Here is a 25,831-nt window from a genome sequence, read left to right as displayed (position 1 = left end):
GTTACGCAACATAATAAATACCTTGCACCCATTACATGTCAAACCAACCTACTTATGAACGAAGGATTCAGATTTATGTGCCTATTTTTGATTGTTACCGTCTTTTTTGGAGCGCAGACTCCCTACACGCAGGCGCAAAGCACCCATGTTTTTACCGAAGGCCTCGCCATCCAAAACCAGCACCGCTATGGACGGGAAGTGATCTTCACCGATCCGTTGGCCTACCAACTGGCTAACGGAACCCTGCAGACACCTTCGGAAAACGGCAAAATTTCGCCCTCATCCGAAGACACCTGGCAAGTCGTGCGCACCGATGAAAACGGTCGTTTTCGGGGCAGGCTTCGTGCCGGCTATCTTTACCTCACCTATGAATCGCCCAAAAAACAAACGGCTCTCCTGCGAATGAGCGGTGCCGGCATGTGTTATGTCAACGGAGTCCCCAGAGGGGGCGATATCTATGGAGATGGCTGGCTTTACCTTCCTGTACAGTTGGAAAAAGGCAAAAATGAAATCCTCGGGCGGTTTACCGGATTATGGTCGGGCATATCGGCGGAGTTAATTTTGGATGCCAGCCCCGTTCTGTTAAAAACAGCGGATGCCACGCTTCCCGACATCGTCTTGGGGCAGATGGGCAACGATCGGCTTATTGGAGCCGTGGTGGTGGTGAATGCCACTTCAAAAACCATCACCGATGGAAAGATGGAGGTGATCTTAAACGGAACCGTAGCCAACTCTAGCCTTCCCAGCATTCCCCCGATGAGCATCCGAAAAGTTGGCTTTGACATCAACGCGACTAGCGTCTCCGCCAAAGGAGAATATACCGCCACCCTGAACCTTCACCTTGGCAACAAAAAAGCCGACAGCCAACAAATCACCTTGTTCGGAAGAGAAGCCACTGAACACTACAAACAAACCTTTATCAGCGAAATCGACGGCAGCGTGCAATACTATGGTGTGGCCCCCCAAGTAGGAGGCAGCAAAGCAGGTTCCGCGCTGTTTTTATCGGTACATGGAGCGGGCGTAGAAGCCATAGGACAAGCACGAGCCTATAAACCCAAGGACTGGGGTACGTTGGTAGCCCCAACTAACCGTCGACCGAGAGGATTTAACTGGGAAGACTGGGGACGACTGGATGCCATGGAGGTGTTGGAAATCGCCAAGCAAAAATTCAGACCGGATCCAGCCCGTATTTATCTGACGGGCCACTCCATGGGAGGGCACGGCACTTGGTATTTGGGAGCAACTTTTGCCGGACAATGGGCAGCTATTGCACCTTGTGCGGGATATCCCACACTTATGGGATATGGATCTGCGGACGGTAAAATTCCGGAAGATTCGGATAATGAAGTTGAAAAAACCCTACTCCGTGCCAGCAATCCAAGCAACGCCATCCAACTGGCCAAAAACTACAAAGCAGCAGGAGTTTATATTCATCACGGAGACAGCGACCGGGTGGTATCCGTGGACTATGCACGACAAATGCGGGGCATATTGGCCGAATTTCATCCGGACTTCAGCTACTACGAATATCCAGGAGGCAGCCATTGGTTTGGGGATGAAAGTGTGGACTGGAAGCCGCTGTTTGACTATTTCGAATGGCACGAAACCCCTCACGACACGTTGGTCCACCGAGTTGAATTTTCAACCGCAAACACGGCCGTTTCTTCCAAAAGCCGCTGGGTACATATTTTGCAACAGGCAGAACCCTTGAATTATTCCCGTGTAAGCCTATCCCGAAGCTTAACATCGCAATCCATCAGTGGCAGCACTGACAACATCCGATACCTTGGACTGGAAACCTCCTCCTTTGCGAAAGGGGTGGAAATAACCCTTTCCTTGGACAACCAGCCCGAGATAACTTGGAAAAACGACGGCTCCGGTATGCTCTACCTGAAAAATTCAGCAGGTAAATGGGAGATCAGCGAAGCCCCCAACCTTTCAGACAAAGGCACAGTGCGAAACGGCACCTTCAAAGAGCCTTTTAACAATCGGATGGTGTATGTCTACGGCACCTCTGGCAATAAAGCCGAAAACGACTGGGCTTTCAACAAGGCCCGTTTTGACGCGGAAATGTGGTACTACCGGGGAAATGGGGCCGTTGATATGGTTTCGGACAGGGAGTTTGATTTGGGAAAATACGCTGATCGTGGAATTATAATCTATGGCAATTCCGACACCAACCGGGCTTGGAAACCCCTCCTTGACCACAGTCCCATTCAAGTAACACGAAGTGCTGTCGCCTTGGGAAGCGAAGTGATAAGTCAGGATGATTTGGGGGCCTATTTTATGGTACCCCGAAAAGACAATGACACCCATTCCATTGCGGTTGTTACAGGCACGGGTCTAAAGGGCCTGCGTACCGCTAATGCCAACCAGTATTTTGCAGGCGGAAGCGGCTTTCCCGACTATGTGATCTTTACTGCTGATCTTCCGATAAAAGGGGTTGATGCAATTAAGGCTACCGGGTTCTATCAAAATGACTGGAGTTTGCCATCTGAGAAGTAAAACTGGATCAACACCAATGGTAAAAATTTCGCAGCTATAGCGACTGAAGCACGGGAATCAGAAAACCCCGTGCTGATTGTGTATACTATGAAGCATTAATTTCGCTGTATTCCATCGGAGGGTAATGGCTCTATTCCAAGGTCTATAGCCAATCTGACAAAGCCTATCTCGTCCTCCACGTTCACAAACATCCATATCTTTCCGTCTTTTACAAAGTGTTTCTGAGGTGGCATCGTTATGCCAGCTATCTTGGATTCCGCCAGCATCTCCAGGTTTTCGTCAAAGACAGTCAGGAAAACCTCAGCTTTGGTGGCGGTTGGGAATTGAAAGGCTTCCGAGGGTGCAGCTTCAAATACCTCTTTATGGGAAAACCTATAATATACACGGTGTAGATCGTCCCAGACAGGTGGTGAAAAACTTATTTGTTCCTTTACTTGTTGAACTGCTTCCCAAAAGGCCTCCTGGGTCTCGAACTCAATAGAATTGGGTTCAGTTTTTTCGTTATCAGTAAGTTTGCTTTGATATGATTTCACTACCAGGCTGTCTGATTCGGGTAGGTACTGGTAAATTTCGTTTGCGAAGTTGCTACCCAGTAATATTTTTTCGCGTGCCTGGATCAAATAAGATTGAGGCCCGGATACCATAAAACTTTTGCCATCAGAAAACAGCAATTCGAACTTCTTGAGGTTATCATATTGCGGAACGGAAATCCTTTTTGCTACACCCTCATTTAGGTCAACCCGCATAAGCTCGGTTGATTTCTTCTCAAAGTTTCGAACAAATCCCAGGTACTGGTTCTCTTTGTTGGGATGGGTCGTTGAAATACTAAAGAATTCTCCATCTTGTATCCCATCGTCACCCGTGCCAAAATTTTTAAAATCCAGTTCGTGCAGTTTCTTACCACTTAAGTCAAAAATGCCCGGATTTGGGAAACTGAGTACCATCAAATGGTCGTTGTCCAAGAGGAAAAAAGACCGGAAAAACTCTCCAATGCCATTTGGCCCTTCCTTCTCAAAAGGGTATTTCCTGACCAGTTTCAATTCATCCAGATCAATCTGTTCAAACGTATGGTCATGTTGATTGAAGTTGTATAGGTATTTACGGTCCGGTGAAAGGTCAGATTGGGATAGCCGCCCCGACACGAACAATATTTCATCACCGGGATCTATCATGACAGTATCCAACGAATAATCCAGCGAACTGCTACCACCGATACTTTCCAACCTGTTTTCACTGCCGCATGCAAGAAGAATTGCAAAAAGTAGAATTATGTAGCTATATTTTATCATACCATCAAATTTTAAACTATAAAGTTAAAAATTAAAATGTAGAAACCTATTAAAATTTTAATTTAAAAAAACACGCAGACCGTGCGTTGCGTCGCTAATCCCAACCACCCGAGAATCCTGAAAAAATTCTCTCAATCCGGTCAAACTCTTAAAATCTGCTTCGACTGTTTGAAAAGGAACGACATTCTTTTCCAGCACTTTATGAAAACGAAAAAATTAATTAAATTGCTTCGGGTTAATCATTTTTATTCCAACTATGCCAGATTCTTTACCTATAAATCGAAATACGCCAATGACAATCCGACGATTCCTTTCTCAGACAGTGCGTCTAAATCATTGTTGGTCTATTGGCGTGCTTTCTCTTTTCTTAACCGCAGGCTGTAAGGAGGAAACTAAATCTAAATCCGGCTTGGAAATTATTTCTGTGGATCTTTCGCAATCCCGAAGCGGGAAGTTGTCGGAGTTTTTTGAACCCCATATAGAGTATATCTGGCTGGAGGATAAGGAGGATGAGGCACATCTGACTTCGGGTTTGCAGGAGATACATTTTTATCAAAACAGAATTTTCACACTGGACATTTTCGGATGTAAGTGTATTCAAATTTTCGATAAATCTGGAAAATATCTAGCAAGAATAAAGGCCTATGGGGAAGGCCCGGGTGAATACTTGGACTTTGATGCCGCGGCCTTTGTAGACGGGGAACTAGTCCTACTCGGCGTATTCCCCCGTAAAATAATGTGGTTTAATTTGGATGGCGAATTTCTTCGTGAGTTGTCGTTTCGTGAACGGCTTGGTCCGGGTGTTTTTTCAGACCATGACCAACGCTATTACCTGTACACTCCCACCCGAGAACCTGATGGGTATTTTGTCAAAAGTTTCGACAAATCACTACAGGATGAGATGAACTATTTCCCTTACGATCCCGAAAGGTTTTATTTTGAAGATTCCGGAAGAGATTATTTTAAGAAAAGTCAGGACCACCTCTACTATGGAATGACCTTCTGGGACACGATCTATCAGGTCGAAGACGGACATTTTATTCCCAAACTTGCGTTTGACTTTGGAAAATACGGCCAAAACCCAGATGACTTAAAGAATATGGATGATATAATGCAAAGGCTAGACTTCCTAAATAATCAAACAAAAATGTATTTTTATAGTCGGTACTTTCTAACAGAAAAACAACTTTACACCGTCTTGACCTACGAAAATAAGGGCTATAGTTTATTCTTCGACCGTGAAAACCAGAAATCTCATGTAATCAAGGGCAGGTTGCTTAACGATATAGATGGCGGCTACGATCCCGAGGGATTCGCTTACAATTTTACACCTAGAAAGATCGGACTAAAGGTTCCGGGCAAAACCCTTTATAAAGAACTATTGGAGAAAAAGGAAGCCATGGGTAGGGCTGAATTCGAAACCTGGGCCAAAAACCAGGGGCTAAATTTCACTACCACGGTACTTGCCGCCAAGGATTCGGAAAACCCTGTATTGATGGTGTACACCCAAAAATAGTGACTTATGAAAATCACTTCTTTTGCGCTATATTTCGCAAGCATGCAATACCGCTACAGCAAATGAAGAATGAATTAGGCTTTTTCAAACTCTATTAAACCCCTTATTAAACAGATTTCCCCTACCGTAAATGGTTAAACTATCGTATGAATACCATATAATGGAATATTGATTAACCAGTCTTCTTTCCTATAGTCCGATAAGGATGTGCGAATATTGGTGACCGTTTTATATTTTTCCACAAATACTTTCAAACTCTTTGCTTTCAAATTTTCTTCAGCTTTCACTTCGATGGGAATGATTTCTCCTTTGACTTGAATGATGAAGTCGAGCTCGGCGGTGGCACTGTCGGCTGACCAGTAAGCTGGTTCTAATCCCAGCGCCACCAATTGTTGTAAAACAAACTGTTCGGAAATGGCTCCTTTGAATTCTTCAAAAAATTGATTGCCTTCCAAAATTGTTTTGGCATCCAAGTCAACCATAGCCCCCAAAAGGCCTATATCTAATAGAAAAAGCTTAAAGGCTCCAAAGTCCTGATAAGCTTTCAATGGAATTCCTGCTTTTGAAACCCGATTGACCTGATGAACCAGGCCACAGTCTACCAACCATGCCAATGCCATCTCGAAATCTTTGGCCCTAGCTCCTTTTTTGACCTGACCGTAGATAAATTTTTTATTCTCTTTGCTGAGTTGAGCAGGAATGGCATTCCAAACCATCCGTATCCTTGGCACAATATCGAATGGGGCATGTTTCGAAAAATCTTGTTGATAGGCCTCCATGATTCTTGTTTGTACAGATCTAACTAGCACTAGGTCTTTTGTATCAATAAACGTCTGAACAGCCTCAGGCATTCCTCCTATGAAAAAATAGTGTTTGAGTAGATCCTTTAGCTTTTGAGCAAAAGGCTTAACCATGTCCCATTGGTGCGTATGAAGAAGGCGGTTTAATGATTCCTCCCCTAAAGCATCCAAAAACTCTTCGAGGTCCAGCGGATAGAGATCCATGAATTCTACCTTTCCAACAGGGAAAGAGGTTTCCTGATGCAACGCCACTCCCAATAATGAACCTGCTGCTATCACATGGTAAGATGGGGCATTTTCTTGAAAATATTTCAAGGATGTTAACGCACCTTTGGATTCCTGAATCTCATCCAAAATCAATAAGGTATCGCTTGAGTTAATTTTTATTCCTGTTTCGATCTGAAGGGCCATGAGCAAGCGTTCTGTATCAAAGTCTTGTTCAAAAACCTGCCTCATTGTCTGATTACTTTCAAAATTCACATAGGCAACCTGCCCATAGTGCTCTGTACCAAAAGCTTTCATCAACCATGTTTTACCAACCTGCCGAGCTCCTCGTATAACTAAGGGTTTTCTATTGGGGGAGTTTTTCCAGTCAATTAGGGATTGAAATAGCTTTCTTTTCATATCTAGCCGATTAAGAATACAATGTACATTTTTTCAAAGGAATAAACATTAACATTTACACTTTTTCAAATGAATAAATGCAATTTATAACATTTTTTCGAATGAAAAAATGGATAGTTTTGCCTACTCGAACCCCAAAAAACCATGCTGCTCACTAAAATAAGGCTTTGCCTTTCGGCTAATGAAGATGCAAATGGGATCGGATCCCGATCATTATTTTTAAAAGCTATTGTTCCACTGCCCCTACAAATTCCCTGAAATTCTCCTTGGAAACCACCTTCACGGCGGCATTATAGGTGTTTACAAAAATTGCCGGAAAATTCACCCTGGCTTTTGGATTCCATTTGAATTCAAAAGCCGTAACCTTTCCGTCTGACTCCTCCACATAGTCAATTTCCTGTTGGTACGTGGTCCGCCAAAAATAGGTGTTGCAGTGCCTTTTGTAATAATGGTTCCGCTTAAGTCTCTCAGCCATCAGGAAATTTTCCCATAGAATACCCATATCATTTCGCAATCCAACTGGATTAAAATTTTGTATGATTGCGTTGCGTATTCCATTGTCGTAGAAATAAATCTTCCTGTTCGTTTTGATCTCGTCTAGGATTTCCCTTTCCTCCCCTCTGTTATTCAGGACATCCGGATAATATCCGTAAATCAAGCGAGTCTCCAAATCCGTAAACGAAATTTTAGAACTTTACCGTATTTTTAGGTAGCGGTTAACCCCGCATAACCAAAGATCGGTTTCGAGGTAGATTTCAATGAAATTCTCCCTTCACAAAATGCTGACTCGCTCAGTGGATACCAGGAATGTCAGCGGATAACCACCCCGCCTCCATAGCCGTTTTGGAGATCATCTCGATCCAGAGACTGATTATTACGCCCAATCTGATGAAATTTCATTAGTTTTTCCTTTTTTTGCAATAATTTCTGGTTTGATCTTTGTATATGTGGTTGGAAAATACGTAATATTAGCAAAAATTATAACAGCTTAGTAGATGGATACGATGAAGGAGGAACCAATTTTGATCGCAGGGGGTATTCATGCAGATGGGAGAGGCAGTCTCATCTACAATAATAACCTCCCACAACTGGGGTTTGACATAAAACGTTTTTATGTTATAGAACCTACTGGGATGAGGGGATGGCACGGACACAGAAATGAAGGGAAATTGTTTACCGTGGTGAATGGATTGGTAAAGATCCTTTTGGTGGAGCCTGATGACTGGTCGGAACCATCATTTGATCTACCAGTGACTGAATACGTTCTTTCCAGCAATGGCGACACCCTGTACGTACCGGGAGGTTACCTTACCGGGATGAAGTGTATCACAGAGTCCGGTTCTGTGTTGGTATGCTCTGACAAAACGTTGGAGGAATCATTGGAAGACAGCTACAAGTTTTCCCCAGAGTATTGGTACGTAGAGAGCTTTTTTTAAAAAAGGATTCTTTTCGCTACCGACCATTTATCAGACAACAAACCCTCTTTCCGCAAGAGGGAGGGATTGCTTTTGCCTATAATTGTCATTTGTGTCAGTAGGCATCGTGGAAACCAAGTTGTATGTAACGTACTTCTTATGATGCGTTCGTTCTATTCCAATTTTCCTAAAGGGGAATCTGGCCTTATTCTATCTGGCCTCATTTGCATGGATGGATAAAATCGAGACGGTCTGCCAAACGGCCGTTATCCTGATAGAAGAGAAAGGGGTGTCAATGCTGGAAAACAATCACCGGCAAATGAAAACCTCCGTAAAATACCGAAACAAAAAAAAAAATTAATCCACCGAATTTCCCTACAAAATACAGAATAGAATTTTACAACGGCTTTTTTATGCATTTATCTGTTGACATTACTTAGATACTTCGACAAACGATGCATCCTGAGTAAAGGGAAAATATAACTCTTCTTGAATTTTGAAGTTTTTATACGTAGATTTCCAATAATTGGGACACGAAACTAAACCTGCAGAATATAATGTATATATACGGAGCTTCGGGACATGGGAGGGTGATTATTGACATTATTGATTCGTATGAAAAAATTCACGGCATTTTTGATGACGATCCGGCAAAAACCGAGCTATTGGGTTACCCTGTAACCGGTAGCCTTCCGGATAATTTTGTTTTTAACAGTGACTTATTTATTGCGATAGGGGATAACGATATTCGAAAAACAATCAGTGAACGCTTGACCCACCGGGTCAAGTTTGCTACTATCATACACGATTCTGCAATTTTCTCAAAACGGGCTGACTTGGGTGTGGGCTGTGTGGTGATGGAAGGGGCAATCGTAAAGGTAGGGTGCGAATTGGGTGATCAAGTGATCGTAAACACGGGGGCATCGATAGACCATGATTGCATCGTGAATGACTATGTACACATTGCGCCTCAGGCCACCCTTTGTGGAGGCATCCAAATCGGCGAGGGAACACTAATCGGAGCAAATGCCATCATCTTGCCAGGAATCAAGGTTGGCGCTTGGTGTTCCATTGGTGCCGGAGCCATTGTACATCAAGATGTACCAGACTACAGCACCTGGATTGGAAATAGGCTACAGTCTACCAAATTACGGGTCGGATGATCTAACACCTCAAAGTTTCCTTCCATTGGAGTCATATAGTGTAGGAAATTTATCATCAATGCCTAGGTTGGTCAACCTTGGCTATATCGTATTTTCGGTGCTCTTCCTCAGTGACAGGGTATTCGGGCAGCAGGTGGATGGGGGTGTTTTGGCGAAGAGCTATTGCAGCGTATGCCATGCTTATCCCTCACCAGAAATACTGCCCAAGGAAGTGTGGAAAAAGCAGGTACTTCCACAAATGGCAGCTTTGATGGGTTTTCGGGACGCGCAAGACAGCCTCGGTATTTGGGAGGAAAAAACGAAAGAAGAAATCGCCATTCTAAAAGAGCTTGGAGTGTACCCAGCCACTAGCCTAGTTAGTCGTTCGGATTTTCAAGCTATCTCAAATTTCTATGAATCGGAAGCCCCTACGCAATTGCCTCTGCACCAGCCAAAGCCTATTCCAGGATCGCTGATCGGTTTCAAACCTAAGATGTTATTTATAGACGGAATAAAAAGCCCAAAAACAACCTTGATTGCCATAAATGAAGAGCGGAGAGAACTTGTGATTGGGGAAGCATCTTCTCCTCAACTCTTTGTAAAAGATCAGAACGATGAGCTTTTTACGCTTCCCGCACCAGCTAGTCCGGTGGTCCAATTTGTGCGTAAGGCCGAAAACCAATACCATTTTCTCAGCATCGGGTCCATCAGTCCAAGCGATCTGCCACAGGGGTCCCTTTATGAGATGGATTTGAATGCCGGCACGTGGAATCAGGTTCTTGTAAAATTGGCCAGACCTGTATACGGTGCTTGGGAGGATCTCAATAAAGATGGTATACCCGATTTTATCCTATGCAGCTACGGCCACCATAGCGGAAATCTTTTGATCTACCCGAATGGTGACTTTCGGGCGGTGCCGGTTGTCCTTGGCGGTGCCGGCGCTCGAAAAGTGGTAGTAACGGATCTAAACAAGGATGGAATGCAGGATCTTATTGCGTTATTTTGCCAAGGTGACGAGCGCATATCTGTCTTTTACAATAAAGGGAATGGCGTATTTGATGAAGAGAAGGTCTTGTTGCGGTTTTCTCCTGTGATGGGCACCAGCTATTTTGAACTGCATGACTTCAATGACGACGGTCGGTTGGATTTGCTTGTAAGCAATGGGGACAATTGGGATTACTCTTCGATTAAGAAACCTTATCACGGTTACCGAATCTACGAAAACGAGGGAAACGGAAAATTTAGAGAGGCTTGGTTCTATCCACAATATGGCGCCGCGAAGGTCATGGCGGTAGATGTAGATAGCGATGGAGATTTAGACCTGGCGACCATAGCCTTTTACGATGAGCTTACCCAGCCTGCGCATCAATTTTTATTATTTGAGAATTCAGGAGGTTTGAAATTTTTCCCCCGATTCATTCCAGAGGCTGCCGGTGGAAAATGGCTGACCATGGATGTGGGCGACTTGGACGGCGACGGTGATCCGGACATTGTTTTGGGAGCATACGTTCACAATACGCTCGAATACAGCAAATTACTCATGCAAGGGATTAATGAAATCCCCAGCGCATTGATTTTAGAAAATCAAAAATGACCCCCACAACTACTGAAAAAACAGCACTATAGGGGGTGTTTGTCTTCAATTTCCTTATTCCACGAGGCTGATTAAAAACGCGTATTCCATAGCCAACTCTTTCAGTGCCCTGAAGCGTCCGGACGCTCCCCCATGACCGGCAACCATATTCGTATAAAGCAACAGAAAATTCTCATCTGTCTTGTATTCCCTTAATTTAGCTACCCATTTGGTCGGTTCCCAATACTGGACTTGACTATCGTGAAGACCCGAAATAACCAATAAGTTTGGATAGGCTTGCTTAGTGACGTTATCGTAAGGAGAATAGGAAAGCATGTAGTCGTAGTAGGTTTTCTCCTTCGGATTTCCCCACTCATCAAATTCCCCTGTAGTTAGCGGGATAGACTCATCCAACATGGTGGTCACCACATCCACAAAAGGAACAGCAGCCACCACTCCCTTGAAAAGATCAGGTCTCTCATTTATAACAACACCCATCAACAGTCCCCCCGCACTGCCTCCCATGGCAAACAAACGACTGGTATCAGTGTATTTCTCCCTTGTCAAATACTCCGCACAGGTTATAAAATCACTGAAGGTATTTTTCTTCCTCAGCATTTTCCCATCCTCGTACCAGTAACGGCCCATTTCCTGCCCACCTCGGACATGTGCGATTGCATACACGAAACCCCTATCAAGCAAACTCAGGCGATTGCTGCTGAATGTTGGGTCAGTGCTGTATCCATAGGAACCATACGCATAAAGCAACAAGGGATTCGAACCGTCTTTCCGAAAGAGTTCTTTTTTATACACTAATGAGATAGGGATTTCTGTTCCGTCAGGGGCATTACCCCAGCAACGCTCTGAAAGATAGTCCTTTGCATCATACCCGCCGACAACTTCCTGTTGCTTCATCAGTATTTTGGATCTTGTATCCATGTCATAATCGAATATGGAGCTCGGTGTGCATAACGAGTTGTATCCAAACCGAAGTATGTTGGTATAATATTCTGCATTCTGCCCCACCCATACCGTGTACACTGGCTCATCCATTTTGATATAGTGCTTTTGCAGCCCATCCCAAGACCGAATCTGCAATCTTCCCAATCCAAAAAAACGCTCCTCTAGTACTAAATGGTTTTTAAAAACCTCCATCCCTTCCAAGAGCACATTTTCCCGGTGGGGGATAAACTCCTCCCAAAAAGATTTAGAGCAGTCTTCAACAGGCGCTCGCATCAATTGAAAATTTTTGGCCCCGAAGGCATTGGTGAGTATATAAAAATATCCCTCCACATGTTCCAGTTCGTATTCCAAATCCCTCTCCCTGAGCTGAACCAACTTCCATTCTCCATCCGGTTGATCTGCCGGCAGCACTCGGTATTCGGTAGATACGGTACTTTGTGATACGATATATAAATACTGTTGTGATTTTGATTTACGCACAAAGCACGTAAAGGCATCATCAACCTCCTCATATACCAATACGTCATCTTCCTGAGAAGTGCCCAGTCGATGCTTATAGATGCGATGAGACCGAAGGGTCTCCGGGTCTTGCTTCGCATAAAAAATGGTCTGACTGTCGTTAGCCCACGAAAAATTTCCCGTAACATCGGTCAATTGATCACGCAGCGTCTCCTTATGCGTTAAATGCTTAAATGCCAGATTATAAATCCGCCTTCCTATGGCATCGTAGGAATAACAGAGCAACCGCTGATCTTGAGAGACACCCAAACTCCCCACATGATAGTAAGCAAAGTCTTTCCCCAGCTCGTTCACATCTAGCATGATTTCCTCCCTTGCGGTAAGGTTACCCAATTTTCGGCAATAAATGGGGTATTCCGATCCTATTTCGTATCGGTTGTAATAAAAATACCCGTTTTTAAAATAGGGCACGGACTCATCATCTTCCTTAATCCTCCCTTTCATCTCGTCAAACAGCTGACGTTGCAATGCTTCCGTAGGTGCCATCACAGCCTTTAGGTAGTCATTTTCTGCATTTAAGTAATCGATCACCTCTGGACTCTCCCGATTATTCATCCAATAATAGTAATCCAAACGTACCCGTTCATGCGCTTCAAGTGCCATTTTACGCTTGCTTGCTACGGGAGGGTTTTGGCGGATTAGCTTAATCATCACGTTCTGTCGTTTTGTTTTTCTAGTCACAAAGAAATTAAATTTTCAACCATTCTCTCGAACAAAAGTTAGATTTTACTATATTGTTGACAAAACAATCCTTTCTTTCCCAGCAATGGATCCAAAATCCACAAATTATGAGCCTTTTAAAAGAATTCAGAGATTTTGCCGTACGTGGCAATGTGGTTGACCTGGCCGTTGCCGTTATAATCGGCGGAGCCTTCGGAAAAATCGTCACTTCCTTAGTGAATGACATCATCATGCCCCCCATTGGGCTTTTGGTGGGCGGTGTAGATTTTTCTGACCTGGCCATTGTACTCAAAGAAGCAAGCGTTGGATCTGATGGAGAGGCTATTGCGGCTGTGACCATGGGCTATGGAGCCTTCATTCAGGTCGTCATTGATTTCACGATCATCGCGTTTGCAATATTTATGATCGTAAAACTGATCAATAACCTCAAGCGTAAGGAAGAAAAAGCCTCCACACCCCCGCCTCCAACTGTAAACAAAACGGAAGTCTTGCTGGAGGAAATCAGAGACTTACTGAAATCCGGAAACAATCCTTCTTAAACAAAGGCCGAACACCTTCCGCACACTCCATTATTTCCAAATCACTGCCAATTTTTCGCCCAACTGGCAGGGTTGGTATTATGTAACGCAGGTAATCATAGCACCACAGGAGATCCTAGTTAGGTTCGGCTTTTATCGGTTGAATTGATACCTAAGCTGGAGCGTGGTCTCTGAAAGCGTGTTCCCATTAATTTCCTGAAGGCCTGTGCCGATGGTATTTCTGTCGGTATAGGCCGTTCTGGCCCACCTGCACCACAGGGTTAATTGCCGATTGATCTGGTATTGTCCAAGCAGGTAATACCTTATGCCTTGTCCGTAATAATTGGGAGCTGAAAATGCCCAAAGTACGTTTTTCTCGTACACGTATTGACGATTATCAAAATCATCGGTATCAAAGAGTGCAAAGCGTCCGCTAATCCTGACTTTTTCCCAAGAAGCCTGTACATCCTGCATCACCGCAAAGCCCGTCGTTTTTCGCCCTGCAAAATCAAATGAGCTGAACTGCACCCTTGATTTCATTCCCCATATCCTGCTAAACTGTCTGTCTAAACTGATCACACCATTTCGCTTCATGCCGGGCATCAGTCTGTAATGGTTTTCGGTTTGATCCCCGGAAAGCAAATTGCGGTCCTTCGCTTCTTCTCTCCATTGGATAAAAACCACCGTATTCCGATCCGGTTTGAAACTCAGACGAGTGAGCCACTCCCTGCCGCTCGAGGGTGCGTATACCCGAAACCGCATCCATGGAAACCGGAAACTATCGTAATAAAAAGACCAAGACCACATTCTACTGGGTCTGTACTGAAGGCCTAAGTACATGCCTGATTCATTGATTGGGCGGGATCCTTCACCGAATGCATTTCCATAAAAACTATGAAAATGCCTTTCATAGTTACGCCAAACCAAAGACGCATCCATCTTATTGGTCAGGCTGGCCATCAGCCCAAGTACAGATCCCGTACCTCCACTTTTGGATATGGCCGCTTCCCCAAAGAAGAAGTAATTTTGATAATTGTAAGAAAAGTAAGTACTCTGCACGTGGTTATCCCGCCCTCGAAACTCAAATGCATTGTATATCCTTGAATTGGGAAAAAATGGCTGACTGTAGGAAGTATAGAGCGCATTGAACCCCCATTGGAAATTCCGATCCAAACTACGGTAATGTAGATTACCCCCCACATTTTGCTCCCTTCCCTGTGCTTTCGCTGCTATTTCTGAAGGCGTGCGATGTAACCCGCTTCTTAGGAGAGAAGAGAAAAAGCCTTCTTCTGAATCCAAACTGTCCGCTTGAAACTGCAATCTGGCATCGCGTGGCGAATCAGATAACATGACAGTCCACTCCCAAAGACCGGTCTGATAGGTGGCCGCCACCCCACGAAAAAAACCAAACTCCAGTGCAGAGGTATAGGGGCGCAGACCGAGGGAGCTTCTACGTACCGTGGTGATCGTCTCAGCACCTTTTCCAACCCCAAACCCTGCTCCAAAGACCAGACCTTGGCCAAACTGCAACTGGTAATCGCCTAAAGTCAGCGTCTTCCAACGCCCCCATTGATAGCGGGTAAAATGGTAGGAAAGGAAATTGAAAGCGTAGCGATTGGTTTTTGGATCCCACGAAAAGGCCTCTCCGGCATCTTTATCGGCCGTGATCCCTAGGCTAAAATCATTGGCGTGCTGCACCCTGAACCTCAGGTAAAAATCGTTGGGATCGCCCATATACCGCGTAGTCAACCTGCCTCCACTCAAGGTATCTGGAGAGGTAAATCCCCGCCGAGTCTCCCAGATCCGTCTATGTCGAAAGATCATGTAGGCATCCCGCTCATTCCTGATTCGCCGCCAAAGGGGAGCACCCCGACTATTGCCCGATTGATCCAAGGTCACAAAAGGCAGCACCTGACGCACGGTAGCCAGGTCCCAGTCTGGTATCGCCTGCAATTCATACAGCGAATAGAGGGGACCTACCTCACTCCTATACTCCAAAAACCTGTTTACCTGAAGTGGGCTGAGAACCAAAATGGAACTAAGCTCTTCACTATTTGCGCTATTTAGCGAAATGGGATTCAAATATAATTGCAGGAGATTCTCATAAAGTTCTTCATACTCAATGTCGTCCTTTTGCATGGAAAACAATTCCTCAACAAATGCCTCCATATCTATTTCAGGCCGCAAAATCTCTTGCGAATAGGCCGAAAAGCTACATTCAGCGAGTAAAAATGAAAATCCAATGACCTGAAAAACCTTCTTCATGGTTGGTTCCACAGCAGGTTGAACGAAAAATGGTGGGTAAAACCCAACTGATGATGTTGACTAACCGCATAATCCAAGCGGTACCTGCCCGGCCTAAAACCAATTCCAAAAAACATCTGCTCCGGGTGGGTATGAACGCCTGCTCGAAGGTCAAGCTTTTCTTGTATACTGTATTCCAAACCCATTTTAAATAGCGGATCCAAGTAAACCTCCTTCTCGACCTCCGCATTGATCATAAAAAAATCGGTTGGACGGTAAGAGATACCCGCTTTCACCACCGTGGGCAGATATTCTTGGGTAAGCTTACTTAACCTGGCCCTACCAAGATTATAAATATGCGCACCGAACAAGACATTTGGACCTAGTTCCGCCACACCGCCCAGCTCAATCAAAGGCGCAGCACTCCTACCAAACCCTTCAATATTCGTTTGAAAATACGTCAATTTAGCCCCCAAGCTGGCGATTCCCAATTTGTTCGAATACCCCAAACCGATGGCCTGTTGGTTAAAGTGGGCCGCACCATAGGAGCTCAGTCCTAATCCCCATGCTCCCGAACTCGTCTTCCATACGCCACCCGCACCCAAGGTAGTGAGCTCCGTTAATCCCAATCGATGATCATATCCCACAAAAACCTGAGATTCGTCTACCTGAGCCATCGCCCCAACGTTATTAAAAATCGCCCACCCCTCCAGAAGGGTCAGATGCGTATTGGCCATACCGAGGCTCCTTGCTCCTTTAGGGAGCACTTCTGTGCCATTTTGCGCAGCAGCGGCCAGTGGAATGGCCATCAAAAACCATTGCATAAGCAGCTTGAAACTTCCCATAAAAATCACGCTTGATCAAAAAAGGGAATAGACAAGAAATATAATACAAAAATATATATTACAAAACCAAAAATTGGAAAATTAAAAGGGGGCCTTCATGTTAATAAAGAAATTACCCATACCTTGGTTATTGATTGAATACTCAAATCGAATCACGGTATCGTAAAGTGTAACAAGGTCTAGACCTACGCCATATCCATATAAGTACCGATTGGTAAGTCGAAGGTTTTCCGGAAGTCTATTCCTATCGTTCACATATCCGTGGTCGAAATTAGCACTAAAATATGCTTTGAAGGGAAAAACGGCAAACTCGTCAATGGGCATATACGCAGAAATATCAAATGCCACATCAATCAGTTCAAAGCGAAGGCTGTTTTTATGCACCACAAGCTGTTGTCCTTCAATGACATTTACTTCGTAGCCTCGGATAAAATCAGGGCGGTATCCGACTCCCCTAACCAATGTGTATGGCTGCCGGGGACTTAGAAATGCAGAGGCTGAGAGACCACTCGCCAAATGAAATTTCCCTCCAAGAGGCAAATATCGATTAGCTATTAGGGTGAACTCTGTCTCATTAATGTTATCGCGCGAAAAGAGGCCATATTTATTCACCCCCAGACTCAGGTATTCGCCATCCGTAGCATAGGCATTATTATCCCGCTTGTCATGCCGGTAATTATAGGAAGCAAAAAAATAAGTAAGTCTCGTGCCAATATCGGAAAAATAACGGGGGTTTTGCACCAAAACATCCTCATGGATCATGCTCTGATGATACCCTAATGCCGCTGAGTGAAAATTGTAATAACTGCCGCGATAGGAGTAACTCAGCAATGCATTCATCGACCTGCGCAACACCTCCTCATTTTCATTAGTGTAGAACACCTGCCGATTATCTCGGGAACGGACCGCAATGGTCTTGTTGGTGAAATAATTGAATCGGGCGGAGAGGCCATGCAGCTGCTTTTTATCAATGTATGGCTTGCTATATTGGATATCAAATGCTTGTGTGAATCCCAACTGTCCGACCAATCTGAGCTTTTCGTTTCTGCCCCCTACATTGTTATGATCCAGTTTGAGCCCGTAATTGACACGGGAAAAATCCCTGTCCTGATTGATCCACCACTCTGAAAAATTTCGGTCTGCAAGCGTAAATATCACGCTAGGAAGTATATACCAGCGCTCCGTGACCGTTACCAACACCTCTACTTGGTTTTCTGCCACAAAATATGGCTTTACATCTACCGTATTGAACAAAAGGAGATTATAGATTTTCTTTTGGTCAGCATTGACCATTGCGACAAACTCCTCCCATTCGTACGTGATGCCCTCAGTAATGTCCATCTCCCGAGATATGATGCTCTTCCGGGTCTTTTCGTTTCCCACAAAAAATATGGCATTTACTGTCACCTGTTTAGGCACATTCACATCAGTATCTGCAGGATCAATTACAATTTGAGCGAGCGTACCGAGAGGAAAAAGTGATATTAACCCCAACAGGCAACAGCATCTGACTAACGTATGGATGACATAAAACTTCAATTGGTTCCTTTTTTTATAGCCAAGCAAGAACTAAACCGTCAAATAAAGGATTTAGTATACAAACCGCCAAAAGTTGAAGGAAGTAATAAAGAAAATCGCCATTTTCCCCATATTGGTGTACCAACACCTCATTTCTCCATTATTCCCTCCTTCCTGTAGATTCACACCTACCTGCTCACACTACATGAAGGATGCTATTTCCAAATATGGGGTTCGGAAAGGGGGCTGGCTTGGGATCAAGCGTCTCTCCAAATGCCATCCTTGGGGCGGGCACGGGCACGATCCCGTACCTTAGTGCAAGTACTCCGATATTAACCGCTACAGGGTGCCGGATGTTTTCGCATGTGGAGGGGTGCCTTTTTTAATCGAATAAATGATTAATGCAATACCCGACAGCACCAGTGGAATACTCAATGCCTGCCCCATATTGAAGGTCAATTCTTCTTCAAAATCCACCTGAACTTCTTTCAGGAATTCCCAAATAAATCGCATCCCAAAGACCGATACCAAAAATATCCCGAGATACAATCCTTCCGGAATTCGAGCCTGGTATTTTCGCCAGCCAAAATACAGGGCAAGAAATATGATGAAATAGGATAACGATTCGTAGATCTGCGTGGGATATTTGGCCACCCCAAAGGTACGTACCGTCACCAAATAATGATCCCCCTGATCCGAAACAGAAAAATCCAACGGAGAAGTAGCATCTTCCGCCAAGTATTTCTGCGAGCTTTTAAAACGTGTAAGGGCGTATTTTACATCCCTGGCTATCGCCTCGCTAAGTTCCGCCTCGTCAAATCCTCCCTTGGCGATCCGGAGGTCGAAGTTTACGGGCACAATACCCGTCCCCTGAAGTTCACCAGTACGATCCAATGGCTTATAAGCCGTCACTTCTTCCAAAGGAAGTCTTAATGTTTCCAAAATCTCCTCTGCGTCCCGGGCATACACAAATCCACTATCCGTCCCTGTTGCCTTACCACCTATCTCGGAGTTCATCAGATTCCCAACTCGAATCATCGCCCCGGTCATTGCCACTACAATCACAATGCGATCCACCACCCACAGGTAACTCTGCCCGGGGGTCTTCCTGGCATATAGCCATAGTGCAAACAATATCCCCAAGGCAGCTCCGTGGCTGGCTAATCCCCCTTCCCATACCTTCAGGATGTCTATCGGATTACTCAGGTACTTATCCGGTTCGTAAAAGAAAACGTGCCCTAACCTCGCTCCAAGTATTGTAGCCAATACCATATAGATCGTCAATCGGTCCACGAGCTTTTCGTCGTGTCCCTCCTTTCGGTAGATGTACATCATTATCTGCTGGGAAATGATAAAACCCAACGCAAATAGGAGGCTGTACCATCTTAGACGTTCAAAACCAGCAAAAACTGCGGGATGGGGACTCCACACCACATACGATAATACCGAATCCATCATGATTATTAAATTTTGGCTAAAATAACATTAATATCAATCTAATCCGTCCAATTCCTTCAATTCCTCTTCGTAGCCACCGGAGAGAATCGGGAATCGATACCAAGTCTTGGGATCCACGTTAAATTCATCCAAGTGAAAGGACGGGGCTAGCCGCTCTCTCTTCCACTGATTTCTAGACCAAAGTCGAAAAAACTTGGAAACGTAGGATTTCAAAAGTCCCGGATCAAATCCCAGCTCTTCCTTCAAAATCAGGTAAACATCCGCGGGGCTTCGTCTATCCCGAATTGCCAGGCGTTCAATAGCCACAATAACCGAATACGGCATCAGGTCCTCCTCATCGGTTTGATTATTATCCAGCGGTCGGAGTTCGGCAGAAGGCTGTAGCGCATTGACTCCCTTTAGTCCTTTGTAACCAAGGGATTTTTCCGCCCATTGAAGCCATTGCAAGATAAAATACTTGTCCACAGCAGCTATGGGAGAAATGCTACCGCTGGTATCACCGTCCATAGTGGCATACCCTACATCTCCCTCGCTTCGGTTAGACGTCGTCAAAAGCAATGCATTATGAATATTCGCAAGCATCCAAATAATGGGAGACCGAGCCCTTGCTTGTATGTTTTGAAGTGCTAGATCATCTTTTTCCCAGGTAAGTTTACGCCCAAGCGCCTGCTCTATCTTTTGAGTGTAGGAAGCGACTTCACTTGAAATACTCCATTGGTAAAAAACGGCTCCAATACTTTCTGCCAGCATCCTGGCACTTTCCAATGTGGCTTCGGAGGAGTTTTCTGTTCCCTGATAGGCAACAGTTAATAGTTCCCCCACCACCTCCCTGATGGGCCTAGCCGAATTAACGGAGGCCCCAAGCCGCAACTTACCTGAAAATCGCTTCATACCCAGCTCCTCCACTCCTCTACGGACCATTTCGGCCACTAGCACCGCTATGGACGAAGAGTCTGCCCCCCCACTGAGGGAAAGTACAAAGCCCTTGCTACGGCTCTTTCGCAAATAATCGAACAAAGCAAGTGCCGATGCCTTGGTGAATTCCTCGTTCCTGTTATGTACAATATGTAGGCCGGTCGTGGGTTTTTCGCCCTTCACCACTCGATGAGTTAACAATTGGTAATCGGCAAAAGACAAAAGCTCGTTTTTTACCAATAATTTACCCGCTTGTGCCAATAATACTTCACCATCAAAAATCATTCTCCCGGACTCATTCCCTAGCAGGTTCGTGTAAAAATAGATAGCCTCCAACGTGCGTGAGCTCTCTTTCACCAGCACTTCGCGCAGCCTGCTTTTTCCCATGGCAAAATGGCTGGCACTCGGATTAAGAATGATATCTACTCCCCGCTCCCGCAACCTGTAGCCGGGACGAAGCTTCCCACGCCAAGCATCTTCGCATATTTCAAAACCAAACTTAAAGCCATCTACCGAAAACACCATATCTCCCAAAGGAACTTCTTTCCCAAAAAAATCAAAGGAAATGACTTGTCCTGCTTCCCATGGAGTAAACCACCTGTATTCGTAGTGAACCCCATCAATTGCCAAGAACTGCTTAGCAACAAATCCTTTCAGTTGCTGATCATCGACAACGGCTACGCAGTTATAAACCTGCTGCCCTACCCTAACGGGAAGGCCTACACAAACGACGATATCTTGGGTATGGGGTAATAATTTTTGTAGGCTATTCAGGGCCTTTTTGGGATACCAATAGCTTAAAAATAGGTCTTCGCTCCCATATCCTGTAATACTTAACTCTGGCAAACATAGCAAACGAACCTGCCGCGACTTGGCCTCCTGGATTGCGGAAACCAAGTTAGTAAAGTTCCCTTCCCAATTCAAGGGTGTTTGATTGACAGTCGCACCGCCGAGAATGATAGAAGCCATAGAGGATAGAATAGGTGTTTAGGATTGGTAGAAAGCGGCTATATGGGCATTTGGAGTCTTTCACAGGCAAGCCTTGCTGCTTCTTGCTCCGCCTTTTTCTTGGTCGGGCCCTTTCCCTCGGCAAATGGCTGCCCGTCCACATGCAATTCAACAATAAACTCCTTAAATCGTTGCGCGCCGGAAACAGATATTAGCTTAAAATCAACCTCTTTGTTATCTCGCTGAGACCATTCGATCACTTTACTCTTAAAATTGGTGGTGGTATTGATAATATTATCAATGTCAAAATAGGGTAAAATCAGCCTGCGACAGACAAACGTTCGGCAAAACCGGTACCCTCGATCCAGGTAAATCGCTCCTATTAAGGCTTCCAAGGTATCGCCGTACATCGACTTAAAACCAAAGGGGTTTTTTGATGCAGCACCGGCTTCTACGAGGGTTGGCAATCCTACTTTGATCCCTACTTGGTTGAGGGATTCCCTATTTACGATCCTGGACCGCGTTTCAGTCAGAAATCCCTCGTCCCGATAGGGGAATTTCATAAAGAGGTACTCTGCAACAATTGTACCGAGAACAGCATCTCCTAGGTATTCCAACCGCTCATTGGATACCTTGACTCCATTTTTGAGCTCCTCAGCAGCAGAAGCGTGCCTAAGTGCAAGCCTATACAGAGATAAGTTTAAAGGCTTGCTACCAACTATCATTTTGATAGCTGAAGCAAGCCTTTTATCTTGTTTACCATATCCAAGCTCGTGAATCCGCAGTAAACGTAAAATCCTCAAATTTACTCGGTTAATTTTCTAAATATGATCGAGCAGTTATGCCCTCCAAATCCAAATGTATTACTCAATGCAGCATTGATGGTACGCTCTTGGGCTTTATTAAAGGTTAGATTCAATTTAGTATCCACTTCCTCATCATCGGTAAAGTGATTGATAGTGGGGGGCACCAAACTGTTTTTCATAGCGAGTATACTTGCGATTGCCTCTATTGCCCCTGCTGCACCCAATAGGTGCCCAGTCATGGACTTGGTACTACTGATATTCAGCTTGTAAGCATTTTCGCCGAATACCTGCTGAATTGCTTTTACCTCACTCAGATCACCTAACGGTGTAGAGGTTCCATGTACATTTATATAGTCTATATCCTCAGGATTCATCCCTGCATCTTCCAATGCAAATTTCATCACATTGGCTGCACCACGTCCTTCTGGGTGGGGAGCTGTCATGTGATAAGCGTCTCCTGTCATGCCGCCACCTACAAGTTCAGCATATATTTTGGCCCCACGGGCTTTGGCATGTTCGTATTCCTCCAAAATGATAGCGCCGGCACCTTCGCCCAACACGAAACCATCCCTATCCTTGTCAAAAGGCCTTGAGGCTGTCTCCGGAGAATCGTTCCGCTGGGACAGAGCCTTCAACGCATTGAATCCACCCACTCCCGCTTCTGTAACGGCTGCTTCCGACCCCCCGGTAATGAAGATATCCGCCTTACCCAGACGAATGTAGTTAAAGGCATCGATAAGCGCATTGGTAGCAGATGCACAGGCAGATACGGTAGCGAAATTTGGTCCTTGGAATCCATATTTGATCGAAATAACGCCCGCCGCTATATCGGCGATCATCTTCGGTATGAAAAAAGGATTAAATCTTGGAGTTCCATCTCCTGTGGCAAAGGACGTAACTTCGTCTTGAAACGTCTTAAGTCCACCAATTCCAGAACCCCAAATCACTCCTGCCCTTACCAGGTTAACTTTCTCCAGATCTATTGCCGCATCTTGCATGGCTTCATCCACTGCAATCATCGCATACTGTGCGTAGGGGTCAATTTTTCTGGCTTCCTTTCGATCAAGGTAGTCTTCCACGTTGAGATTCTTCACCTCACAGGCAAACTGGGTCTTGAAAAGGGTGGCGTCAAACCTGGTAATAGGTGCAGCACCACTCACGCCTGACGCCAACCCCTTCCAAAACGCTGGAACGGTATTGCCGATAGGTGTGAGGGCACCTAAACCTGTTACAACTACTCTTCTTAAATTCATGGAATGATTTTAAGTATGGATTATTTTACGTTAGCCTCCAAATAGCTAACCGCCTGACCCACAGTACCGATTTGCTCAGCTTGGTCATCGGGAATAGAAATGTTGAACTCCTTCTCGAACTCCATAATAAGTTCTACCGTGTCCAGGGAATCTGCGCCCAGATCATTGGTGAAGCTAGCCTCAGGAGTAACTTCAGACTCTTCTACGCCCAATTTATCTACGATAATGGCTTTTACTTTTTGTGCAATTTCAGACATTTTGTGATCAGTTTAGTTAAAACACTCCGCAAAGAAAATTATTTAAAACCTTAATGTCAAAAAAAAAGGCTGACTAAATTTAAGAACTTCCCCGCAAAGATAGAAGTTGAGATAAAATTTCTAACTTTGTTCGTTTAAATTCTTCCTAAATGAAGAAAAGTAAACTCCTGATAGAATCGACCTACGATTTTGATCTTTTGGGCCTTGTAGCTCCCCTTAAGGACTATAAGATGGCTTGGATGATCAATAACTGTCTAGGTTTGGAGTTAAAAAAAGGTGCTGACTATACCATGGAATTTACCAATCAGCCCACATTAATTATTTCTCAGTACCTATTGGAAAAAGAATTCGGCTTTATCCAGTTGCTGCGAAATAAGTCTTACCCTTTGGCGGGACAGGCTCGATTTCTGGTGCCGGAGCTAAAAATCATAGATTACTTCCTGTTATTTCAGGATAAGACAGACGGGCTGGATCTTACTATGTATATTGAGCGGCTGTCAAAATTAAAAGGAATTCAAAACATCGTAAAACTGGATATATCCAAACTAAAATCAAGGGATAACCTACTAACTTATTAAACACTAAAAAAAGTCAAATGAGAGTACCTATCTACAACAAGACGAAAATTTTGGCCACGGTAGGGCCTGCCAGTAATAATGAAGAGGTCCTGACCGAGCTAGCTATGGCAGGGGCGGATGTGTTTCGGCTGAATTTTTCGCACGGCAACCACGAAGGGCATAAAAATGTAGTAGATATCATTCGGAAGATCAATCGCGATTACAACTTGAATATCGGGATTCTACAGGACCTCCAAGGCCCAAAAATCCGGGTTGGGGAAGTAGAAAACAACGGTGTTGTCATCAAGCCAGGTGATCAAATCACCATTACAAACGACCCGGTAATCGGAACATCCAGTCTCGTAAGTACCGTCTACCAAAACCTACCCAATGACGTAGTTCCAGGTGATCGAATACTTATCGATGACGGCAACCTCGAGCTGGTAGTCCTTAGCACTGACGGAAAAAACGTCGTCTGCACCGTGGTACATGGAGGAATTCTGAAATCCAGAAAAGGGATCAACCTGCCGAATACCAAAGTTAGCGCCCCCTCCCTTACAGAAAAAGATTTGGAAGACCTGGAATTTGGACTGGAAAACCAAGTGGACTGGATCGCCTTATCGTTCGTACGTTCCGCAGAGGACATCGCTGACCTGAGAGAACGAATCGAGCGCGCTGGAAAAAGTTGCAAAATCGTGGCCAAAATCGAAAAGCCAGAGGCACTCGAAAATATAGATGCCATTATAGAGGCTACTGACGCCATTATGGTGGCACGCGGAGATCTTGGCGTGGAAGTCCCTATGGAAGTCGTACCGCTATGGCAAAAAACCATGGTAGAAAAGTGTAAGCTAGCCAGTAAGCCGGTGATTATCGCAACGCAAATGATGGAAAGCATGATCGTAAACCCCCGTCCTACCCGGGCCGAAACGAACGATGTGGCCACCGCCGTAATGGACGGTGCAGATGCGGTGATGCTTTCAGCTGAAACCGCCTCCGGAAAATACCCCATAGCGGCCGTAAAAGCCATGACAAGCGTAATTGGCTACATCGAGGAAAACGGAGACATCTACCACAATCTCTACAAAATACCCGAAGATACCGATAGCTACCTAAGTAACAACTTACTCCTTATGGCTAGCCGTTTGTCCAGAAACGTAAAGGCAAAAGCTATCGTAGGAATCACTACGTCCGGGTTTACCGGATTTAGATTATCTTCTCATCGACCCTCAGCCAACATCTTTATATTTACCAGCAATAAGGCATTGATTACACAGCTCAGCTTAGTATGGGGGGTACGTGCCTTTTTCTTTGACAACCAAATTTCCACCGATGCAACCTTCCAGGATATCCAGGATATTCTGAAAGAAAACAACCATGTGGTCGAAGGCGATATCATCATCAATACAGCCAGCATGCCACTAAAGGAAAAGGGTAGGACCAACATGCTAAAAATCCACCAAGTAACTTGATGGCAGGGATAAAGCA

21 protein-coding genes are annotated in these 25,831 nt (G+C 44.8%); 9 read left to right on the top strand and 12 right to left on the bottom strand.

Features of this window, described 5'->3' with window-relative positions; genetic code table 11:
* Positions 1 to 54 precede the first annotated feature (54 nt).
* Positions 55 to 2,505: a carboxylesterase family protein gene (locus IAQ59_RS16665; protein ID WP_209331971.1), complete on the top strand. Its 2,451-nt coding sequence runs from the start codon at positions 55 to 57 to the stop codon at positions 2,503 to 2,505.
* A gap of 95 nt (positions 2,506 to 2,600) precedes the next feature.
* Here the strand turns inward: IAQ59_RS16665 and IAQ59_RS16660 are convergent, their stop codons facing one another.
* On the bottom strand, positions 2,601 to 3,794 hold the full coding sequence (locus IAQ59_RS16660) for a DUF4221 family protein (protein WP_209331970.1): 1,194 nt from the start codon (positions 3,792 to 3,794) through the stop codon (positions 2,601 to 2,603).
* A 292-nt stretch (positions 3,795 to 4,086) separates the two neighbouring features.
* On the opposite strand from IAQ59_RS16660, the gene IAQ59_RS16655 reads away from it, so the two are divergent.
* Complete coding sequence (locus IAQ59_RS16655) at positions 4,087 to 5,310, top strand: 6-bladed beta-propeller (protein WP_081634860.1); 1,224 nt, start codon at positions 4,087 to 4,089, stop codon at positions 5,308 to 5,310.
* Positions 5,311 to 5,444: 134 nt separating this feature from the next.
* On the opposite strand, the gene IAQ59_RS16650 is transcribed toward IAQ59_RS16655, so the two are convergent.
* On the bottom strand, positions 5,445 to 6,734 hold the full coding sequence (locus tag IAQ59_RS16650) for an ATP-binding protein (protein WP_209331969.1): 1,290 nt from the start codon (positions 6,732 to 6,734) through the stop codon (positions 5,445 to 5,447).
* Between the two features lie 226 nt (positions 6,735 to 6,960).
* Positions 6,961 to 7,404 (bottom strand): DUF4143 domain-containing protein, encoded by a 444-nt coding sequence (locus IAQ59_RS16645; protein WP_245189664.1) that lies wholly within the window; start codon positions 7,402 to 7,404, stop codon positions 6,961 to 6,963.
* Between the two features lie 325 nt (positions 7,405 to 7,729).
* On the opposite strand from IAQ59_RS16645, the gene IAQ59_RS16640 reads away from it, so the two are divergent.
* From IAQ59_RS16640 to IAQ59_RS16630, 3 genes are all read left to right on the top strand, one after another.
* Positions 7,730 to 8,170, top strand: coding sequence for a WxcM-like domain-containing protein (locus tag IAQ59_RS16640; protein ID WP_209331968.1), 441 nt, complete (start codon positions 7,730 to 7,732; stop codon positions 8,168 to 8,170).
* A gap of 536 nt (positions 8,171 to 8,706) precedes the next feature.
* Positions 8,707 to 9,312, top strand: a complete 606-nt coding sequence (locus tag IAQ59_RS16635; RefSeq protein ID WP_209331967.1) for an acetyltransferase — start codon at positions 8,707 to 8,709, stop codon at positions 9,310 to 9,312.
* A gap of 58 nt (positions 9,313 to 9,370) precedes the next feature.
* Positions 9,371 to 10,885, top strand: a complete 1,515-nt coding sequence (locus IAQ59_RS16630) for an FG-GAP repeat domain-containing protein (protein WP_209331966.1) — start codon at positions 9,371 to 9,373, stop codon at positions 10,883 to 10,885.
* 54 nt (positions 10,886 to 10,939) lie between these two features.
* Here the strand turns inward: IAQ59_RS16630 and IAQ59_RS16625 are convergent, their stop codons facing one another.
* Entirely contained in the window at positions 10,940 to 12,997 is a 2,058-nt protein-coding gene (locus tag IAQ59_RS16625) for a S9 family peptidase (protein WP_209331965.1), read from the bottom strand.
* A 137-nt stretch (positions 12,998 to 13,134) separates the two neighbouring features.
* Here IAQ59_RS16625 and mscL point away from each other — a divergent pair, with 137 nt between their 5' ends.
* Positions 13,135 to 13,566, top strand: coding sequence for a large-conductance mechanosensitive channel protein MscL (gene mscL / locus IAQ59_RS16620; protein ID WP_209331964.1), 432 nt, complete (start codon positions 13,135 to 13,137; stop codon positions 13,564 to 13,566).
* A 132-nt stretch (positions 13,567 to 13,698) separates the two neighbouring features.
* Here mscL and IAQ59_RS16615 read toward each other — a convergent pair whose 3' ends face one another.
* The 3 genes from IAQ59_RS16615 to IAQ59_RS16605 all read right to left on the bottom strand — a co-directional run bounded on the left by IAQ59_RS16615 (position 13,699) and on the right by IAQ59_RS16605 (position 18,041).
* A complete protein-coding gene (locus IAQ59_RS16615; protein WP_209331963.1) occupies positions 13,699 to 15,810 on the bottom strand; it encodes a ComEA family DNA-binding protein in 2,112 nt (703 codons plus the stop codon).
* Positions 15,807 to 16,634: a PorV/PorQ family protein gene (locus IAQ59_RS16610; RefSeq protein ID WP_245189663.1), complete on the bottom strand. Its 828-nt coding sequence runs from the start codon at positions 16,632 to 16,634 to the stop codon at positions 15,807 to 15,809. Before IAQ59_RS16610 ends, IAQ59_RS16615 begins: the two co-directional genes overlap by 4 nt.
* A gap of 81 nt (positions 16,635 to 16,715) precedes the next feature.
* Positions 16,716 to 18,041 carry a BamA/TamA family outer membrane protein gene (locus tag IAQ59_RS16605; protein WP_342450718.1) on the bottom strand — a complete coding sequence of 442 codons (1,326 nt, stop codon included), beginning with the start codon at positions 18,039 to 18,041 and terminating at the stop codon, positions 16,716 to 16,718.
* A gap of 205 nt (positions 18,042 to 18,246) precedes the next feature.
* Here IAQ59_RS16605 and yidD point away from each other — a divergent pair, with 205 nt between their 5' ends.
* Positions 18,247 to 18,468, top strand: a complete 222-nt coding sequence (gene yidD / locus IAQ59_RS16600) for a membrane protein insertion efficiency factor YidD (RefSeq protein ID WP_245189662.1) — start codon at positions 18,247 to 18,249, stop codon at positions 18,466 to 18,468.
* Between the two features lie 23 nt (positions 18,469 to 18,491).
* Here the strand turns inward: yidD and IAQ59_RS16595 are convergent, their stop codons facing one another.
* The 5 genes from IAQ59_RS16595 to IAQ59_RS16575 all read right to left on the bottom strand — a co-directional run bounded on the left by IAQ59_RS16595 (position 18,492) and on the right by IAQ59_RS16575 (position 23,789).
* The gene (locus tag IAQ59_RS16595; protein WP_209331962.1) at positions 18,492 to 19,610 is read right to left on the bottom strand and encodes a prolipoprotein diacylglyceryl transferase; all 1,119 of its coding nucleotides are present in this window, start codon (positions 19,608 to 19,610) and stop codon (positions 18,492 to 18,494) included.
* A gap of 33 nt (positions 19,611 to 19,643) precedes the next feature.
* The gene (nadE, locus tag IAQ59_RS16590; RefSeq protein ID WP_209331961.1) at positions 19,644 to 21,494 is read right to left on the bottom strand and encodes an NAD(+) synthase; all 1,851 of its coding nucleotides are present in this window, start codon (positions 21,492 to 21,494) and stop codon (positions 19,644 to 19,646) included.
* 38 nt (positions 21,495 to 21,532) lie between these two features.
* Complete coding sequence (gene rnc / locus IAQ59_RS16585) at positions 21,533 to 22,198, bottom strand: ribonuclease III (protein WP_245189661.1); 666 nt, start codon at positions 22,196 to 22,198, stop codon at positions 21,533 to 21,535.
* Positions 22,199 to 22,278: 80 nt separating this feature from the next.
* Positions 22,279 to 23,532 (bottom strand): beta-ketoacyl-ACP synthase II, encoded by a 1,254-nt coding sequence (fabF, locus tag IAQ59_RS16580; RefSeq protein ID WP_209331959.1) that lies wholly within the window; start codon positions 23,530 to 23,532, stop codon positions 22,279 to 22,281.
* Between the two features lie 20 nt (positions 23,533 to 23,552).
* Positions 23,553 to 23,789 carry an acyl carrier protein gene (locus IAQ59_RS16575; protein WP_010855324.1) on the bottom strand — a complete coding sequence of 79 codons (237 nt, stop codon included), beginning with the start codon at positions 23,787 to 23,789 and terminating at the stop codon, positions 23,553 to 23,555.
* A gap of 149 nt (positions 23,790 to 23,938) precedes the next feature.
* Here IAQ59_RS16575 and IAQ59_RS16570 point away from each other — a divergent pair, with 149 nt between their 5' ends.
* The gene (locus IAQ59_RS16570) at positions 23,939 to 24,367 is read left to right on the top strand and encodes an IPExxxVDY family protein (protein ID WP_209331958.1); all 429 of its coding nucleotides are present in this window, start codon (positions 23,939 to 23,941) and stop codon (positions 24,365 to 24,367) included.
* A gap of 17 nt (positions 24,368 to 24,384) precedes the next feature.
* Positions 24,385 to 25,815: a pyruvate kinase gene (gene pyk, locus IAQ59_RS16565; protein WP_209331957.1), complete on the top strand. Its 1,431-nt coding sequence runs from the start codon at positions 24,385 to 24,387 to the stop codon at positions 25,813 to 25,815.
* The last annotated feature ends 16 nt before the right edge of the window (positions 25,816 to 25,831 follow it).

The sequence above is a fragment of the Lunatimonas salinarum genome (genome assembly GCF_017811155.1).
Classification (GTDB): Bacteria; Bacteroidota; Bacteroidia; order Cytophagales; family Cyclobacteriaceae; genus Lunatimonas; species Lunatimonas salinarum.
The sequence above is the reverse complement of the archived record's forward strand: the minus strand, read 5'-3'. Positions and strand labels throughout refer to the sequence as shown.